The 16,653-nt window shown below is 66.2% G+C and carries 15 protein-coding genes and 1 tRNA gene; 8 read left to right on the top strand and 8 right to left on the bottom strand.

Translation table 11 applies throughout. The features are described 5' to 3' along the window. The first annotated feature begins 41 nt into the window (after positions 1-41). Together DN388_RS11835 and DN388_RS11830 are read left to right on the top strand one after the other, a co-directional pair. Positions 42-1,355, top strand: a complete 1,314-nt coding sequence (locus DN388_RS11835; RefSeq protein ID WP_054914329.1) for an MFS transporter — start codon at positions 42-44, stop codon at positions 1,353-1,355. 172 nt (positions 1,356-1,527) lie between these two features. After that, entirely contained in the window at positions 1,528-1,908 is a 381-nt protein-coding gene (locus DN388_RS11830; RefSeq protein WP_043864065.1) for a hypothetical protein, read from the top strand. Between the two features lie 46 nt (positions 1,909-1,954). Here DN388_RS11830 and DN388_RS11825 read toward each other — a convergent pair whose 3' ends face one another. The 6 genes from DN388_RS11825 to DN388_RS11800 all read right to left on the bottom strand — a co-directional run bounded on the left by DN388_RS11825 (position 1,955) and on the right by DN388_RS11800 (position 7,719). Continuing rightward, on the bottom strand, positions 1,955-3,175 hold the full coding sequence (locus DN388_RS11825) for a zinc-dependent alcohol dehydrogenase (RefSeq protein WP_196932836.1): 1,221 nt from the start codon (positions 3,173-3,175) through the stop codon (positions 1,955-1,957). A 74-nt stretch (positions 3,176-3,249) separates the two neighbouring features. Next, entirely contained in the window at positions 3,250-4,044 is a 795-nt protein-coding gene (locus DN388_RS11820) for a DUF3618 domain-containing protein (RefSeq protein WP_254999913.1), read from the bottom strand. After that, positions 4,041-4,469 carry a phage holin family protein gene (locus DN388_RS11815; RefSeq protein WP_196932838.1) on the bottom strand — a complete coding sequence of 143 codons (429 nt, stop codon included), beginning with the start codon at positions 4,467-4,469 and terminating at the stop codon, positions 4,041-4,043. Before DN388_RS11815 ends, DN388_RS11820 begins: the two co-directional genes overlap by 4 nt. Next, positions 4,469-5,050, bottom strand: a complete 582-nt coding sequence (locus tag DN388_RS11810; protein ID WP_104572566.1) for a hypothetical protein — start codon at positions 5,048-5,050, stop codon at positions 4,469-4,471. Before DN388_RS11810 ends, DN388_RS11815 begins: the two co-directional genes overlap by 1 nt. 185 nt (positions 5,051-5,235) lie before the next feature. Next, positions 5,236-5,709 (bottom strand): hemerythrin domain-containing protein, encoded by a 474-nt coding sequence (locus tag DN388_RS11805; RefSeq protein WP_043864060.1) that lies wholly within the window; start codon positions 5,707-5,709, stop codon positions 5,236-5,238. 219 nt (positions 5,710-5,928) lie between these two features. Then, entirely contained in the window at positions 5,929-7,719 is a 1,791-nt protein-coding gene (locus DN388_RS11800) for a thiamine pyrophosphate-requiring protein (protein WP_254999909.1), read from the bottom strand. 176 nt (positions 7,720-7,895) lie between these two features. Between DN388_RS11800 and DN388_RS11795 the strand changes: the two genes are divergently transcribed. Both DN388_RS11795 and DN388_RS11790 read left to right on the top strand, forming a co-directional pair. Then, positions 7,896-8,936, top strand: a complete 1,041-nt coding sequence (locus tag DN388_RS11795; protein ID WP_255000131.1) for a GlxA family transcriptional regulator — start codon at positions 7,896-7,898, stop codon at positions 8,934-8,936. 124 nt (positions 8,937-9,060) lie between these two features. Continuing rightward, a tRNA-Gln gene (locus DN388_RS11790) sits at positions 9,061-9,135 on the top strand. 153 nt (positions 9,136-9,288) lie between these two features. Here DN388_RS11790 and DN388_RS11785 read toward each other — a convergent pair. Both DN388_RS11785 and DN388_RS11780 read right to left on the bottom strand, forming a co-directional pair. Continuing rightward, positions 9,289-10,518: a DUF3422 domain-containing protein gene (locus DN388_RS11785; RefSeq protein ID WP_054914334.1), complete on the bottom strand. Its 1,230-nt coding sequence runs from the start codon at positions 10,516-10,518 to the stop codon at positions 9,289-9,291. Between the two features lie 5 nt (positions 10,519-10,523). Next, positions 10,524-11,126 (bottom strand): TetR/AcrR family transcriptional regulator, encoded by a 603-nt coding sequence (locus DN388_RS11780; RefSeq protein ID WP_054914335.1) that lies wholly within the window; start codon positions 11,124-11,126, stop codon positions 10,524-10,526. 97 nt (positions 11,127-11,223) lie between these two features. Here DN388_RS11780 and DN388_RS11775 point away from each other — a divergent pair, with 97 nt between their 5' ends. The 4 genes from DN388_RS11775 to DN388_RS11760 all read left to right on the top strand — a co-directional run bounded on the left by DN388_RS11775 (position 11,224) and on the right by DN388_RS11760 (position 16,653). Then, positions 11,224-11,973: an SDR family NAD(P)-dependent oxidoreductase gene (locus DN388_RS11775; protein WP_043864056.1), complete on the top strand. Its 750-nt coding sequence runs from the start codon at positions 11,224-11,226 to the stop codon at positions 11,971-11,973. After that, positions 11,966-12,724: an SDR family oxidoreductase gene (locus DN388_RS11770; RefSeq protein WP_078481155.1), complete on the top strand. Its 759-nt coding sequence runs from the start codon at positions 11,966-11,968 to the stop codon at positions 12,722-12,724. The genes DN388_RS11775 and DN388_RS11770 overlap by 8 nt, the downstream gene beginning before the upstream one ends. Positions 12,725-12,884: 160 nt before the next feature. Then, entirely contained in the window at positions 12,885-14,960 is a 2,076-nt protein-coding gene (locus DN388_RS11765) for a hydantoinase/oxoprolinase family protein (RefSeq protein WP_043864054.1), read from the top strand. Positions 14,961-15,000: 40 nt separating this feature from the next. Beyond that, the gene (locus tag DN388_RS11760) at positions 15,001-16,653 is read left to right on the top strand and encodes a hydantoinase B/oxoprolinase family protein (protein ID WP_236171901.1); all 1,653 of its coding nucleotides are present in this window, start codon (positions 15,001-15,003) and stop codon (positions 16,651-16,653) included.

The following is a 16,653-nucleotide window of genomic DNA, read 5'->3' as shown; positions in this document are numbered from 1 at the left end:
TCGGCGTTTGACGCTGCAACAACAATAATAAAGGCCATCAGATGAACGCACTGAAGAAGTACCAACGCATCACCGTCGTGTTTCTGCTGTTGATCGGCATCGTCAACTACCTGGACCGCAGCGCGCTGTCGATTGCCAACACCTCGATCCAGCGCGACATGCTCATCAGCCCTTCGCAGATGGGCATCCTGCTGTCGGCCTTCTCCGTGGCCTATGCCTTTGCGCAGTTGCCACTGGGCCTGATCATCGACCGCCTGGGCAGCAAGATCGCCCTGGGCGCCTCGTTGCTGGCCTGGTCGGTGGCGCAGTCGCTGTGCGGGCTGGTCAACAGCTTTGGCGGCTTCATGGGCCTGCGGGTGCTGCTGGGTATCGGCGAGGCGCCGATGTTCCCCTCGGCGGCCAAGGCGCTGTCGGAATGGTTCGACGCCAACGAGCGGGGCACGCCGACCGGCATCGTGTGGTCGTCGACCTGCCTTGGGCCGTGCCTGGCGCCACCGTTGCTGACGCTGTTCATGGTCAACTTCGGCTGGCGCGGGATGTTCATCATCACCGGCGTGATCGGCATCGTGCTGGCGCTGTGCTGGTTGACGTTCTACAAGAGCAAGGCCAGGTACCTGGCCGAACTGGCGGCGCAGGGCCAGGCGCTGCCAAGCGAACAGCCGGCGCCGCGGGCTGACGCGGTGCAGGCGCCCAAGGCGTCGTATTTTGCCGGCTGGCTCGACCTGTTCAAGCATCGCAGCACCTGGGGCGCGGTGCTGGGCTTCATGGGCGTGATCTACATGCTGTGGCTGCACCTGACCTGGCTGCCGGGCTACTTCGAGCGCGAGCACGGGCTGAACCTGTACGACACCGCGTGGGTGGTATCGCTGGCCTATGGTTTCGGCGCGGTGGGCACCATCGTGGCGGGGCGGTTCTGCGACCTGCTGGTACGGCGTGGCATGAGCGTGCTGGCCAGCCGCAAGTTCAGCGTGATCACCGGGCTGGTGCTGGCGGCGCTGTTCACCTTGCCGCTGTCATATGTGAGCGGGTTGACCGGGTGCGTGATACTGCTGTGCCTGGCGCTGTTCAGCATCAACATGGCCAGTGCCACGGCGTGGATGATCGTCAACACCATCGTCGACAGCCCGCGGGTGGCCTCGTTTGGTTCGATCCAGAACTTTGGCGGCTACATTGCAGGGTCCGTGGCGCCGATCGTGACCGGGTTCAGCATCCAGTATTCGGGCTCGTTCAATACCGCGTTCATGATCAGTGCGGTGGTGGCGCTGTGCTCGGCGCTGGCGTACTTCCTGTTGCTCAAGGCGCCGATCGGCGGGGCGGATGAGCCGGCGGGGCAGATGGCCGGGGCTACCCAGTAGGACAGGTGGCGAGCGCTTCGCGCTCGTTCACTGGCGTGCCAGCGAAGAGGCTGGTGGTCTTCGCTCCTCTGCCATTCATCCACCCAATCGCACCCTGGCGCACGCGCGCCCTCAAACCCCCTGAATGGCCCGTGACACGGGCCCGCATTCAACCGGATCGAGGGTGAGCACCATGCCCCAGGGAAGCAAAGCCAAGTACACCGCCGAGCAGAAACGCAAGGCGCAGCACATCGAAGAAAGCTACGAGCAAAAAGGCACGCCCAAAGCCGAGGCCGAGGCGCGTGCCTGGGCCACGGTGAACAAGCAGTCTGGCGGGGGCGAGAAAAAGGGCGGCTCAGGTCGCAGCACCCCGGCCGGCGAAAAGCACGCCGCTGCCTCCGACTCGGCCAAACGCGCCGCCAGCACCCGCGCCGGCCACGCGCGCACCTCCACCACCTCGTTGGCCAGCCAGACCAAGCAAAGCCTGCTCAAGGAGGCGCGCAGCAAGGACATCAAGGGGCGCTCGAGCATGACCAAGGCGCAGCTGATCGAAGCGCTGCACGCCCACCACTGAACCCGCCCGACGCTGACCGGCGAGGCTGCCGGCCAGCGTCACGGGCTCAGGCCACCACGCCGTCGTCGACGATGGCCATCGGCAACTCGATGCTGCTGTCGCCAGGCGTGAGGATGACCTTGCGGCACTCCTGCTCCTTCTTGTCGAAGATCCTGTAGCCCTCGGCCGCCTGCTCCAGCGACAGGCGGTGGGTGATGATGGTTTCCGGCGTGAGCGCGCCGGTTTCGATGTAGCCCAGCAGTTCGGGCAGGTAGCGCTGCACGTGGGTCTGGCCCATGCGAAAGGTCAGGCCCTTGTCGAACGCATCGCCGAACAGGAAGCCGTGGATGAACCCCGAATACACCCCCGGCACACTGACCACACCGCCACGCCGGGCTGCCGCGATGCACTGGCGCAAGGCCTTGCCGCTGCTGCCCTCGAGCTTGAGCGCGGCCAGCACGGTTTCGGTGGTGCTGCCCTTGGCCTCGAAGCCCACCGCATCGACCACACCATCCACCCCGCGCATGCCCGGGGTCTGGCGGATGATGGTATCGGCCGGGTCGTCGTCATCGTCGAAATTGATCGGGATCACGCCATACGCCTGCTGCGCATAGGCCAGCCGGTAGGGGTGGTGGTCGACCATGAAGATGCGTTCGGCGCCGAGCATCCGCGCTACCGCCGCGCACAGCAGCCCGACCGGCCCCGCGCCGTAGATGGCGAGGCTCGATCCCTGGCCGATCTCGGTGTTCTTCACCGCCTGGAAGGCCGTGGGCAGGATGTCGGACAGAAACAGCACCTTCTCGTCGCTCAGCGTGCCGGGCACGCGGAACGGCCCGGTGTTGGCCTTGGGTACGCGCACGTACTCGGCCTGGCCGCCGGGTACGCCACCGTACAGGTGGCTGTAGCCGAACAGCGCTGCGCCAGAGGGGATGAGCTTCTTGTTGAGGATCGCGCCGCGCCCGGTATTGGTGGTCTCGCACGCGGCGAACAGGTCCTGCTGGCAGAAGAAACAGCTGCCGCAGGCAATCACGAACGGGATCACGACGCGATCGCCCGGCTGCACCGCGGTCACCCCGGTGCCGACTTCCTCGACCACGCCCATGAACTCGTGACCGAAGATGTCGCCGTCTTCGACCGCCGGGATCTTGCCGCGGTACAGGTGCAGGTCCGAGCCGCAGATGGCGGTGGCGGTCACCCGCAGGATCAGGTCGTCGGATTCTTCCAGAATGGGGTCGGTAACGGTATCGACCCTGACGTCGTGGGCGCCGTGGTAGGTGAGTGCTCTCATGGTCTCTCCAGCTTCGCGTAAGTAGGTGCAACACAGAGGGGCGCGCCCCGGCGCACAGGGCGCCGGGGCGACACTCAGGGCCTGAAGCCCAGGCCGTCGGACAGGTCGGCAGGCCCCTCGCGGGGGGCCTGCGCGGCAGCTGCCGGCGCGCTGGCGTCGGCGTTGTGCACGGCCTGGGTGGCGTCGGCGTACAGCGCCTTGCCGGTGCGGGTAACCTTGTCGGCCAGGGCATCGCGGGTTTCGCCCATCAGTTCGTCCTCCTTGCGCGTGCCGGGCAATGCCGCGCCCAGGGCCGCGCCGAGGGCGATGCCGATGGCGGCCAGCACCAGCGGCTGGTCCTTGAGCAGGTGGTCGAACTGGCCCTTGAGCTGCGCGGCCTGGGCCTGCACCCGGTCGCTGGCGTGGTGCGCGGCCTGGCGCACCTTGTCGGCCGAGCTGCCCAGGCTGTCGCCGGCGTCGCGCGCCTTGTCGTGGGCCACGTCCGAGGCGTGGTGCAGGTGCTCGCCGGCCTGGGCCATGGCGCCCTTGATGCCGCTGGCAGCGTCGCCCAGCGTGTCGGCCAGGCCGCTGCCGCCAAAGGTCGGCGAGCCGGGTGAGAAGGGGCGGTTCTGGTTCAGCGCCAGCCACGCCAGGCCCACGCCGGTGAGCACGGTGGGCACCGGGTTGTGCTTCAGAGTGGTGCCCAGGTTCTGGAAGAATTCGCCACCGTTGCCCTTGAAGTACGCCATGCCCTGGTCGATCAGCTGGCCGGGGGTGAGGCGGTGTTCCAGCGAGTCCACCAGGTGGCTGATGCTGGCGCGCTTGGCGTCGATCTCCTGCTCCAGGGTTTCCGGGCTCTTGTGCGATTCGGCTTCGAATGAGGTGCTCATGAGACTTTCCTCTTCAGTGCGTCCTTGTCCTGTTGCAGGGCATGCAGGGTGCGGTCAGGGGTGAGGTTGGACGGGTCGAACTGCTTCTTGCCGGCCTGCAGCATCACGAAGCCGATGACCAGGGTCACCGCGCCCACGATCAGCGCCGCCAGCCAGGGCGCGACCACGTAGGCCAGGCCGTACACCGCCGCCATCAGCAGGATGATCAGGCCCGCCAGCAGCACCATGGCGCCGCCGGCCACGGCGGCTGTACCGGCCTTGAGGGTGGTCAGGCTGCGTTGCAGTTCGGCCTTGGCCAGTGCCAGCTCCTTGATGAACAGCTCGGGCACTTCACGGGTGAGCTGGCGCAGCAGGCTGCCGATGCTGGTGTTGTCGTGCTCGCCCGGTGGCGCGGGGGGCAGGGTATCGAGTGGGTCGCGTTCCATCACACACCTCCCTTGAAGCTGTCCTGGGTGTTGGGGCCATCGGCCAGGGTGCGGCCCAGCGGGTCGGCGGGCACGGGGTTGTCGCGCAGCGGCGGTACCGAGCTCTGGTAGGGCGCGCTGGCACCGTAGGCCTGCGTGGGGGTGCCCGACGCGGTCGGGTGGCTGCTGCTGGCGCGCAGGAAGCGCGACAGGCCAAAGCCGATGGCGACGCTGCCGGCCAGGAACAGCGTGGGGTTGTCGCGGGCCAGTTGCGCGCCCTTGTGCACCAGGTCCTCGATGCTGTTGTCGCGGACCTGGTCGGCAAAATCGCCCAGCCCGCTGGCCAGTTGCGCCATGTACTGGGCCAGCCCGAGGGAATCCTTGCCTTCAAGGGCCGAGGCTGCCGACTGGGCGCCTTCGACCAGCGAGTCGAGCTGTTCGGCGGCCAGGTCGCGATACTGCTCGTACTGTCTGGCGCCGTGTTCCCTGGCGTCGTCGAGCAATGCCCCGGCGTCTTCGGCCAGGGTGTGCAGGTGTTCCTGCGGGGTGCCCTGTGGCGACTGCGAGGCGTCGCCGTGGGCCGACTGATCAGTCCCGTTCATTGTGGTTCTCCCTTACGTTCGGATAAACGCCGGGCACACTGCGCTGATTGCCAAGCACTGTTTTACGGACTCTCAGGCGGATGACGATGGACGTGGCGGCAGAGTTCAAGGCAAGTGACAGGTGACTGCCAAGGGCACGACCAAAGGTGGGACGGGCCCGCCCGGCGGCGGGCCTGGGGAAGGGGTCAGTGGCTGGTGGTATTCTTGAGGGCCTTCATGTAGTTGGCCTTGAACGCCTGCATCTGTTCGCCAAGGGCCTCGAGTTCGGCTTTTTTCAGCAGCTTGCGGGCCTGCGGGAACATCTCGGACTCTTCTTCCTCGATATGGTGTTCGAGCAGCTCCTTCACCACCTTCACGCGGCCGGTGAACTCCGGGGTCGACGGGTCGGTGGTCTTGAGGTCGGGCAGCACCAGGGAGTCGACGGTGCGGTGCTCTTCCTTGGCCTCGTAGTACATCACGTCCTGTTCCTTGCCGCCGGCCTGCTTGAACGCCGGGTAGAGGATCTGCTCCTCGATCTCGGTGTGCACGGTGATTTCCATCTCCAGTTCGGCAAGCAGCTGGGTGCGCGTCTTGACGCCGCGCTCGGTGGATGCGCTCAGTTTTGCCAACAGGGCCTTTACGCGCTTGTGATCGGCTTCGAGCAGTTCAATGGCATTCATGGTGATCTCCGGTGGCGGGTACGGTGGCGTGTTCGCCTCGGTAGTCGTTGCATCAACGGTGCCAGCCTGCACCGCTGGAAAAACCTCGCTGAATCAACGGCGTCGCCCGCGCATGGGCAGCGTCAGGCTTGCAAATTGCCCGAAACGGCCACCGGATCATGCAGTTTGGATGAAGGCACACTGCCCACGCTGCCTCAGCGAAGTGGCGTGGGCATGCAATCAGCGCTTGCGCTTGGGCAGCACCGCGCTGAGCACCTGCTTGGCGGTCTGGGTGATCACGCCGGCTTCGTCGGGGTCGCCCTTGAGCAGGGTGGTGGCGAAGTTCTTCGCCTGTTGCACGGTGATGTGCGGCGGCAGGGGCGCCACGTTGGGGTCGGTCTTGAACTCGATCAGCACCGGGCAGTCGCTGGCCAGGGCCTGCTCCCAGGCGGCGGCAACGTCTTCTTCACGCTCGACGAAAATGCCCTTGAGCCCGATGGAGATGGCAAACAGGTGGTAGGGCACGTCGGGAATGTTCTGCGACGCCTCGAACTTGGGGTCGCCCTCCATTACCCGCTGCTCCCAGGTGACCTGGTTGAGGTCCTCGTTGTTGAACACCGCGCAGATCCAGTTCGGGGTCTGCCACTGACGCCAGTACTTGGCCACGGTGATCAGCTCGGCCATGTTGTTCATCTGCATGGCGCCGTCGCCCACCAGCGCGATCACCGGGCGCTCGGGGTGGGCGAACTTGGCCGCGATGGCGTAGGGCACGGCCGCACCCATCGAGGCCAGGCCGCCGGACAGCGAGCACTGCATGCCGCGGCGGATCTTCAGGTCGCGGGCGTACCAGTTGGCGCACGAACCCGAGTCGCTGGTGATGATGGCCTGGTCGGGCAGCCGCGGGGACAGCTCGTGCACCACCCGCTGCGGGTTGATCGGGTTGGCGCTGACCAGGGCGCGTTTTTCCAGGGTCTTGTCCCAGCGGGCGCGCCAGCCTTCGACCTTCTTGCGCCAGCTGCGGCTGGTCTTGCTGTCGAGCAGCGGCAGCAGGGCGCTCAGGGTTTCGGCCGCATCGCCCACCAGGTTGACCTCCATCGGGTAGCGCAGGCTGAGCATGTCGGGCTGGATGTCGATCTGCACCGCGCGGGCCTGGCCCTCCTTGGGCAGAAACTCGGCGTAGGGGAAGCCCGAGCCGATCATCAGCAGGGTGTCGCACTCCTGCATCAGCTTGTAGCTGGGCTCGGTGCCGAGCAGGCCGATGGCACCGGTGACCCAGGGCAGTTCGTCGGGCAGGGCGGCCTTGCCCAGCAGCGCCTTGGCCACGCCGGCGCCGAGTTTTTCGGCCACGGCGATGACCTCGTCGGTGGCGTTCAGCGCGCCCGCACCAACCAGCACGGCGACCTTCTTGCCCGCATTGAGGATGTCGGCGGCGCGCTGCAGGTCGGCCTCGTAGGGCACCACCCTGGGCTTGCTGTAGCCGACGCCCGAATGCAGGGTGCCGTGGGCGCGGGCGGGTTCTTTATAGGGCAGGTCCTGCAGGTCGTTGGGCAGGATCACCGCCGTGACGCGGTGCTCACCCACCGCCGTGCGCACGGCACGGTCGATCAGGTGGCGTACCTGGGAGGGTTCGGAGGCCTGCTGCACGAAGGCGCCGGCCACGTCCTTGAACATCGACAACAGGTCCAGTTCCTGCTGGTAATGGCCGCCCAGCGCGGTGCGGGCCTGCTGGCCGACGATGGCGAGCACCGGCATGTGGTCCATGCGCGCATCGTAGAGGCCGGTGAGCAGGTGCGAGGCGCCGGGGCCGGAGGTGGCGATGCATACCCCCAGCTCGCCGGTGAACTTGGCATGGGCTGCGGCCATGAACGCGGCCATTTCCTCGTGCCGCGCCTGGATGAATTCGATCTTGCCCCGGGCCCGGTCGAGCGCGCCGAACACGCCGTTGATGCCATCGCCAGGGTAGCCGTAGATACGTCGCACGCCCCATTGATACAGCCGCTCAACCAGGAAGTCGCCCACTGTCGTCGTCATTCGATCCCTCACGTTTACAAGTGATAGTCAGAGGTCTGGACCGGGCGCGCGCGCAGAAAGTTTCAACTGTCGAGCGTGGCGACGACTATCGCGGCGGGGGCATTTGAAGGCATATTGCCGTGCCACCCGGCGTGCTCTGCACGCTTTACCAGAACAACCAGAAGAGGCAGAACGTGGTGCAACGGCGGCAGTTCAGCGGTGCCCTGCAGGGCTCGAACCTGCGTTTTGTAGGCGGGCAGGGTTACGGCAGCGGGCCCCGGGCGCGGGTGGGCTTTGTGCTGCTCGAACATTTTTCGTTGCCGGCCTTCACCCAGGCGCTCGATACCCTGGTCACCGCCAACCTTATCCAGGCCGATGCCTTCGCCACCACCACCTTCAGCCTTGACGGTGCCTCGGTGGTCAGCGACCTGGGGCTGGTGATCTGCCCGGATGCCCCGCTGGGTTTGAAGACGCTCGAAGGCCTGGACCTGCTGGTGGTGTGCGGTGGCCTGCGCACCGTGCTGCGCCCGCTGCCGGAGCTGGCCCTGTTGCTGCAACGGGCTGCGCAGGCGGGGGGGGCGTTGGCGGGGCTGTGGAATGGTGCCTGGTTTCTGGCCCAGGCCGGCCTGCTCGATGGCTACCAGTGTGCGGTGCACCCGGAGAACCGTGCGGCGCTGGCCGAGCTGGCCAGGCATAGCCAGGTGACAGGGGAGAGCTACACGGTGGACCGAGACCGCCTGACGGCGGGCAGCCCGGCGGGGGCGTTCAACATGGTGCTGGAATGGATCGCCCAGCGTCATGGGCGTGGCCTGGTGGATGCCGTGGTCGATATCCTGGCCTACGAGGCCTCGCGCTTTCGCCGGGTGCAGCCGACCGTGCACCAGAACATGAGTGCGCCGCTGCGCGAGGCGATCAAGCTGATGGGGGCCAACCTTGAAGAGCCGCTGAGCCAGGTGCAGTTGGCGCAGTATGTGGGGTTGTCCCGGCGTCAGATCGAGCGGCTGTTCCAGTCGCAGCTGGGGACCACGCCGGTCCGTTATTACCTGGAGTTGCGCATTACCGAGAGTCGCCGGTTGTTGCAGCACTCGGACCTGGCGTTGATCGATGTGGCCCTGGCGTGCGGCTTTGTTTCGCCCAGCCATTTCAGCAAGTGCTACACCTCTTTTTATGGGTACGGCCCGTCGAAGGAGACGCGATTTGGCTGCGTGAATGGGCCGCAAAAGCCGGATATGCCGTAAGCCATGCGGTAACCACCTGTTTTTTCGTTATTTTTTATCGTTGGGGGCTTCCCTGACGAAGCGAAAGTTGGTACATTTCCGCTCATTCCTGCCGAGGCCTTTCATGGGCTTCCAGTTGCATCACAGGGGCGTCGCCAAGCGGTAAGGCAGCAGGTTTTGATCCTGCCATGCGTTGGTTCGAATCCAGCCGCCCCTGCCATTTTTCTCGTATCAACCTTCCCCAACTATCAAAAGCTGCTTGATTGCGATCGGCTTCCGTTCGTGCTGCGTTTCGCTGCCGGGCCAGCGGCGCCAAGGCTGCAGGCCATGGCGCTCGGTTTAAGCAACGCAGGTTCAAACGCTGGCCGCAGGGCTAGTGATCGTTGTGCTTAACCTTGCGCACCCGCACCAGAATCAACCCCAGCACGCCGATGGCCAGCGGCGCCATGCCCAGCAGTGCGTCCCGTGCGCTGACCTGCAGCCCCATCACCGTCAGGCCTGAATAGATCAGCTTGAACAGGTTGAGCAGGTAGTAGGTGATGGCGATGATCGACAACCCTTCCACTGCACGCTGGATCTTGATCTGGGTGTCGGCGCGGGTGCTCAGGCTCTTGAGGATCTCCGCGTTCTGCTCCTCCATTTCCACCTGCACCCGTGCCTGCAGCAGGTCGCCCAGGTTGGCCACGCTCTTGGCCAGCTGGTCCAGGCGCTGTTCGGTCACGGCGCAGTAGCGCACCGTGGGCTTGAAGCGCCGTTCGATGAAGATACCCAGCCGCTGGCAATCGCCCAGGTGGCTTTCGCGCAGCTCGCCCAGGCGCTCGAACACCAGTTGCGCATAGGCTTGGGTGGCGCTGAAGCGGTGGCGGGTCTTCGCGGCGCTGCGCACCATCTGCGCCGACAGCCCGGCAATGTCGCCCAGCAGTGCCTTGGCGTTGCCCGGCTGCGGGTCGGCGTTGCGCTCGGACAGGCTCACCAGGGTTCTGTCGTAGGCATTGAGCTCCACGCTCAGGGCCTTGGCGGTGTCCAGCGACAGCGAGGCCATCATGCGGTAGGTCTCGATCTCCAGCAGGCGCCGGATCATGCGGCCCTGGCGGTAGGCATTGAGGCGCCTGTTGACGAACAGGAAGCGGTTGGTGCCGTCCTCGCCCAGGCGAAAATCGCTCCATACCCGCGCATCGCCCCCGCCAATGCACGAGCCGCACGGGTCCTTGAAACCGTAGCGCGACAGCTCGCCGGCAAATGCCGCGTCGTTGTGCACCATGATCTGCACAGCATTGATCAGGTACGGCAAAAAGGCATCGACCCTGTCCATCAGCAGCGCGGGCAGGGGCTGCCAGGCCGGCGTCTGCTCGGTGGTGGTGACCACCAGGGTGAGGGTGACGAACTCGGCGTGTCGTTCCCATTTCAGGGCGTGGCCTTGCAGTCGGGTGATGCCCTGCACGGCGCCGGGGCTCACCGGCTCCGGGCAGCACTGCTGCAGCAGCGCCTCGCAACGTGCGTCGTCGCTGAGAAAGGCCAGGTGGTAGACGTGGGCGGGCTCGTCGAAGTACAGCGAGGGGCGGGCGTGCAGCTCGTTGTGCAAGGTCTTGCGCTGTGGGTGCATGTAGATCAGGCCATGTTGGAATTGTTCTTTGCGCTTTCGATGATGCCCGTGACGAAGGTGATCAGGGCCTGGGTCAGGCCCTGTTCGCTGACCTGCACCCCGCGCCACTGCGCGTGCCCGTACAGCATGCCGATGACGGCATGGGTGACGAGGCCGATCGCGCCTCCCTGGCGCCCGTCGCGTGCACACTCGCTAGCAATGATGCCGCTCAGGATCGACGCATGGCTGCGGTTGAGCGCGTCGATCTGCAACTGCTGTTCGTGGGACAGGTTGACGTACTCGCGAGTCACCAATTGCACGCGATGGGCGTGGGCCAGGTTGAACCGCACAAACGCCTGGACGAAGCGCTGCAGGCGTTCTTCGGGGGTTCTGGCGCCTTTCATGCAGCGTTTTGTGTCGAACACCAGGTCGGCCAGGGTCGACTCGATCAGCTCGAACAACAGGCACTGCTTGTTCTCGATGTGGTGGTACAGCGAGCCGGCACGCAGGCCCAGATGGCTGGCCAGGTCGCGCAGGCCGATGGCCTGGTAGCCGCGGGTGGCGAACAGTTCGGTGGCCGCGTCGAGCAGGCGGTCCCGGGGCGAGCAGGCAGTAGCGGCAGCGGGCATGGCGCAGTCCTGTATGGGCATCGAGCGGGGCAAATTCGGTTTGACCAAATGTAAGACAACAGGCATCTTACGTAAAGACTAATGCGCGGAGGTGGTTATGGAAGGTCAGACGGTCGTAATCGTTGGCGGGGCTTCGGGTTTGGGCCTGGAAACCGCCAGGTTGATGGTCAAGCGTGGGGCACGAAAAATCGGCTTGATCGATCGCAATGAGCAGTTGATGGCCGAGGCGGCAAGCACCTTGCGCGCCCTGGATTGCGAGGTGGCCACGGCGGCGGCGGACATTTCGCGCCAGGCCAGCGCCCATGCAGCCTTCGGGCAGGTCGTCGAGGCACTGGGGCGGGTGCACTGCCTGGTCAACAGCGCGGCGATCTACCCGCGCCAGGACATCTTCGAGATCACCGACGAAGAATGGGACCTGGAAAACGCGGTCAACATCAAGGGCACCTACCACATGATGGTCGCCGCCGTGCGCCACATGCAGGGCTTCGTCGCGGCGCCGCAGGTGACCGGGCGCATCGTCAACGTGACCTCGGTGGACGCCTTCAAGGCGCACCCGCAGAACGCCCACTATGCCGCCACCAAGGCGGCGGTGGTGAGCCTGACCAAATCCTTCGCCCAGGCCTGTGCCAAGGACCAGATCCTGGTCAACTCGGTGGCGCCGGCCGGCTTTGCCACCGAGCGCGCCCGCCAGCTGGGTTTTCTCGGCGAGCTGGCCGCCGCCAACCCGCTGGGCCGCGCGGCGGAACCTGCAGAGATCGCCGAATGGATCGTGATGATGGGCAGCAGCCGCAACAGCTATGCCACGGGTGAGAACGTGATTGTCAGCGGGGGTTATATCTATGCCTGAAGCAGCCGCATTACCGGCCTCCTACCGCTGTGCACTGGTGACAGGTGCCACCAGCGGCATCGGCAAGGCCATCGTGCTGGCCCTGCGCGATGCCGGCCTGCAGGTGATTGCCGTAGGCCGCAGCCGTGAGGCGCTGCAGGCGTTGGGCCAGGAGCAGGGCGTGGTGACGGTGGAGGCCGACGTGCGCCAGGCCGACGCCTTTGCCCAGGTGCTGAGCCAGTACCCGGTGGACGTGCTGGTCAACAATGCCGGGGTGCTGTCGAGCCGCGCCGCGTTCCAGGACATGGACCCGGCCGAGATCGACACCATGCTCGACATCAACCTCAAGGCGCCCCTGCACCTGACCCGTCAGGTGCTGCCGGGCATGGTGCAGCGCGGCCATGGCCACCTGTTCTTCATCGGCTCGAGTGCCGGGCGTGCGCCGCACCCCGGGGCGGCGGTGTATGGTTCGTCGAAGGCCGGCATCAGCCTGTTCTGCGACGCGCTGCGCTGCGACCTGCTGGGCAGCGGGGTGAGGGTGACCGAAATCGCCCCGGGTCGCGTGCAGACCCAGCTGTACCGTACCGCCATGGGCATGCAGGCCGCGGGCAGCGAGCTGTATGACGGCTACGCCTCGATCATGCCCGAGGACATCGCCCAGCTGCTGCTGGCGGCCTTGCGCCTGCCCGAGCAGGTGGACGTTTCGCGTCTGGAGGTGTTCCCCACGGCCCAGGCCGTGGGCGGCGCGCGGATGGTCAAGACGCTCGGCTGAGGCAGGCGGTGCCGGTGCGCACGGCGCATCGGCACGCCAGCCCGGGCGAGGGTGGAAAAGCGTGGTGTTAGTGCTTGACCACCTGTAAGACAACATATAACTTACATTAAACCCGCCAACCAGTCGGGTGTGACAAGCACAAGAATTCAGGGGAACGACGATGACTGCTACAGCATGCCGAGTCGGCGTGGACATAGGTGGGACCTTTACGGATATCGCGCTGGATGTCGGCGGGGTGTTGCACTCGACCAAGATTCTGACGGACTACGCATTGCCCGAGCGTGCGATCCTCACGGGTGTGCAGGCGGTCGTCGACGCGGCAGGCCTGAAGCTGTCGGATATCGAGCAACTGATCCACGGCACCACCCTGGCCACCAACGCCCTGATCGAGCGCCGCGGCGCGCGCACTGCGTTCATCACCACCGAAGGTTTTCGCGACACGCTGGAGATGCGCACCGAAAACCGTTTCGAGCAGTACGACATCAACATTGCCCTGCCACCGCCGCTGATCGAGCGCGAGCACCGCTACACCCTGCGCGAGCGCCTGGACGTGCGCGGCAACGTGCTGATCGCCCCGCAACAGGCCGATATCGACGCGCTGGTGCAGCGCATCGGCGAGGGCGACTACCAGAGCGTGGCCATCGGCCTGATCCACAGCTACATCAATGGTGCCCACGAGCGCCTGTTGCGCGACGCCCTGCAGGCGCGCCTGCCACACCTGTCGATTTCGATCTCCAGCGAAGTCTCGCCGCAGATGCGCGAGTTCGAACGCTTCAACACCGTGTGCGCCAACGCCTACGTCAAACCCCTGATCAAGTCGTACCTGGACCGCCTGGTGGTCACCCTCAAGGCCGCCGGCGCCGATTGCCCGGTGTTCATGATCCATTCCGGCGGCGGCATCATCTCGGTGCAGAGCGCCGCCGAGTTTCCGGTGCGCCTGGTGGAGTCGGGCCCGGCGGGCGGGGCGATCTTCGCCGCCGACATTGCACGCAAATACGCGCTCGACGCGGTGGTGTCGTTCGACATGGGCGGCACCACGGCCAAGATCTGCCTGATCGAGAACCAGGTGCCCAAGACCGCCAAGACCTTCGAGGTGGCGCGCACCTACCGCTTCAAGAAGGGCAGTGGCATGCCGATTTCCATCCCGGTGGTGGAGATGGTCGAGATCGGCGCCGGCGGCGGTTCCATCGCCAGCATCGACAGCATGCGCCAGATTCGTGTGGGCCCGCACAGCGCGGCGTCCGAGCCGGGCCCGGCCTGCTATGACCGCGGTGGCCTTGAGCCGACCATCACCGATGCCAACCTGCTGCTGGGCCGCCTGGATGCCGACAATTTCGCCGGCGGCGCGCTGCGCCTGTCGGTCGACAACGCCGCCAGCGCGGTGGACCGGGTGATCGGCCAGCCGTTGGGCATGGACCCGCGCACCGCTGCCTTCGGCATCTGCGAAGTGGTCGACGAGAACATGGCCAACGCCGGCCGGGTGCACGCGGTGGAGAGCGGCAAGGACATTGCCGACTACACCATGATCACCTTTGGTGGCGGTGGCCCGCTGCACGCTGCGCGTCTGTGCGAAAAGATGGGCGTGTCGCGCTTTCTGGTGCCGGCCGGCGCCGGAGTAGGGTCGGCCATCGGTTTTCTGCGTGCGCCGTTCGGCTATGAAGCGGTACGCAGCGCCTTCGTGCGCCTGGCCGAGTTCGAGGCGGGGCAGGTCAATGCACTGATCGACGACATGAAGGCCGAGGCCCTGGGCTTCCTGCGCCAGGGCATGCCCGAGGGCGAGCCGGAGATGGAGTGCACCGCGTTCATGCGCTACGTCGGCCAGGGCTGGGAGATCCCCGTGAGCCTGCCGTTCAAGGCTTTCAGCAACAGCGACACGGCGCAGTTCAAGACGCTGTTCGAGGCGGCCTACACCGTGTTCTTCGGCCGCCCGATCGAAGGCCCGGACGTGGAGATCGTCAGCTGGTCGGTCAAGGCCAGTTCGCCCTTGCCGCCCGTGGCGCTGGCCAGCCAGGTCAAGGCCTCGCACCGCGCCCACGAAGTGGCGCGTCGCCAGGTGTTCGACGTGGTCGCCGGCGGTTTCGTCGATGCCGGCATCTACCAGCGCGAAGCGCTGCAGGCCGGTGCGCGCATCGATGGCCCGGCGATCATCGCCGAGCGCGAAACCTCGACCTTCGTGTCGTCCTCGTTCACCGCCACGGTCCAGCCCGACGGCTGCCTGCTGGTCGTCCGGCGCTAAGCCGCATTCGTTTGGAAGGCGATAACCCATGAGCGAAACAATGATCGATATTCAAATGCAGGTGATGTGGAACCGCCTGGTGTCGGTGGTCGAAGAACAGGCCCTGACCCTGATCCGCACCGCGTTCTCCACCAGCGTACGCGAAGCCGGCGACCTCTCGGCCGGGGTGTTCGACCGCGCCGGCAACATGCTGGCCCAGGCCGTTACCGGCACCCCCGGCCACGTCAACACCATGGCCGAGGCGGTGGTGCACTTCATCAACGACATCGGCCCGGACAACATCTTCGAAGGCGACGTGTACGTCACCAACGACCCGTGGAAGGGCACCGGGCACCTGCACGACATCACCATCGTCTCGCCCTCGTTCTACAAGGGCCGGCTGATCGGCTACTTCGCCAGTACCGCCCACGTGGTGGACATCGGCGGGCGCGGTTTCGGCCCGGATGCCCGCGAGGTGTACGAGGAAGGCCTGTTCATCCCGATCATGAAGCTGTTCGAGCGCGGCCAGGTGAACCGCGACCTGATCAACATCCTGCGCAACAACGTGCGCGAGAACGACCGCGTGGTCGGCGACTTCTACGCACTGTCGGCCTGCAACGAGACCGGGCACAAGCGCCTGCTGAGCATGCTCGACGAGTTTGCCCTGGACGACCTGGAGCACATCGGCGGGTTCATCCTGGAGCACAGCCGCCGCGCCACCCTGGAATGCTTCAAGTCGCTGCCCCATGGCACCTACCACAACAGCATGACCCTGGACGGCTACGACGTGCCGGTGACGCTGGCGGTGACCCTGACGGTGGGTCCGGACGGCATTCTCACCGACTTCAGCGGCACCTCGGGCATGAGCCAGTTCGGCATCAACGTGCCGCTGGGCTACGCCAAGGCCTATGCCTGCTACGGGCTCAAGTGCATCGTGGCGCCGGAGATCCCCAACAACAGCGCCTCGCTGGAGCCCTTTGCGGTCACTGCGCCCGAGGGCTGCATTCTCAATGCCAAGCACCCGGCGCCGGTATCGGTACGCCATGTACTGGGCCACTTCGTGCCCGACCTGGTGCTGGGTGCGCTGCACAAATGCCTGCCCGGCCAGGTGCCGGCCGAGGGCGCCAGCGCACTGTGGAACCTGCACCTGAGCGTGCGCCCGCTGGACAGCAACCCGACCGGGCGCAACGCCGAGATGCTGATGTTCAACAGCGGCGGCATGGGCGCGCGCTCCGGCATGGACGGCCTGAGCGCCACCGCGTTCCCCAGCGGCGTGCACACCATGCCGGTGGAAGCCACCGAACAGGCCGGCCCGGTGGTGGTGTGGCGCAAGGAACTGCGCGAAGGCTCTGGCGGTGCCGGCCTGCTGCGCGGCGGCCTGGGCCAGGAAATCGAGGTGTCGGCCGCCGAAGGCTACAGCTTCCGCTTCAGCGCCATGTTCGACCGCATCCAGTACCCGGCGCGTGGGCTCGAGGGGGGCAAGGAGGGGGCCCAGGGCTACGTGGGCCTGGACGACGGCACCCTGCTGCGCGGCAAGGGCCAGCAGTTCGTGCCGGCCGATCGGCGCCTGGTGCTGCGCCTGCCGGGTGGCGGCGGTTACGGCGACCCGCGCCAGCGGCCACGCCACGAGGTGGCGCGCGACCTGCGCTTTGGCTACATCAGTGCCAGCCAGGCACGCGACGACTACGCCTTCGAACCCGGCCAGGAGGGCTGA

The sequence above is a fragment of the Pseudomonas sp. S12(2018) genome, from assembly GCF_024355235.1.
Lineage (GTDB): Bacteria > Pseudomonadota > Gammaproteobacteria > Pseudomonadales > Pseudomonadaceae > Aquipseudomonas > Aquipseudomonas palmensis.
Note: the sequence above shows the minus strand (reverse complement) of the source record. Positions and strands in the feature narration are given on the sequence as shown.

Coding starts and splice junctions, on each gene's coding strand:
- DN388_RS11825 (WP_196932836.1), bottom strand. CDS start 3,175: ATGAGAGCACTCACCTACCACGGCGCCCACGACGTCAGGGTCGATACC.
- DN388_RS11805 (WP_043864060.1), bottom strand. CDS start 5,709: ATGAATGCCATTGAACTGCTCGAAGCCGATCACAAGCGCGTAAAGGCC.
- DN388_RS11830 (WP_043864065.1), top strand. CDS start 1,528: ATGCCCCAGGGAAGCAAAGCCAAGTACACCGCCGAGCAGAAACGCAAG.
- DN388_RS11815 (WP_196932838.1), bottom strand. CDS start 4,469: ATGGAACGCGACCCACTCGATACCCTGCCCCCCGCGCCACCGGGCGAG.
- DN388_RS11785 (WP_054914334.1), bottom strand. CDS start 10,518: ATGCACCCACAGCGCAAGACCTTGCACAACGAGCTGCACGCCCGCCCC.
- DN388_RS11820 (WP_254999913.1), bottom strand. CDS start 4,044: ATGAGCACCTCATTCGAAGCCGAATCGCACAAGAGCCCGGAAACCCTG.
- DN388_RS11770 (WP_078481155.1), top strand. CDS start 11,966: ATGCCTGAAGCAGCCGCATTACCGGCCTCCTACCGCTGTGCACTGGTG.
- DN388_RS11760 (WP_236171901.1), top strand. CDS start 15,001: ATGATCGATATTCAAATGCAGGTGATGTGGAACCGCCTGGTGTCGGTG.
- DN388_RS11775 (WP_043864056.1), top strand. CDS start 11,224: ATGGAAGGTCAGACGGTCGTAATCGTTGGCGGGGCTTCGGGTTTGGGC.
- DN388_RS11835 (WP_054914329.1), top strand. CDS start 42: ATGAACGCACTGAAGAAGTACCAACGCATCACCGTCGTGTTTCTGCTG.
- DN388_RS11810 (WP_104572566.1), bottom strand. CDS start 5,050: ATGAACGGGACTGATCAGTCGGCCCACGGCGACGCCTCGCAGTCGCCA.
- DN388_RS11780 (WP_054914335.1), bottom strand. CDS start 11,126: ATGCCCGCTGCCGCTACTGCCTGCTCGCCCCGGGACCGCCTGCTCGAC.
- DN388_RS11765 (WP_043864054.1), top strand. CDS start 12,885: ATGACTGCTACAGCATGCCGAGTCGGCGTGGACATAGGTGGGACCTTT.
- DN388_RS11800 (WP_254999909.1), bottom strand. CDS start 7,719: ATGACGACGACAGTGGGCGACTTCCTGGTTGAGCGGCTGTATCAATGG.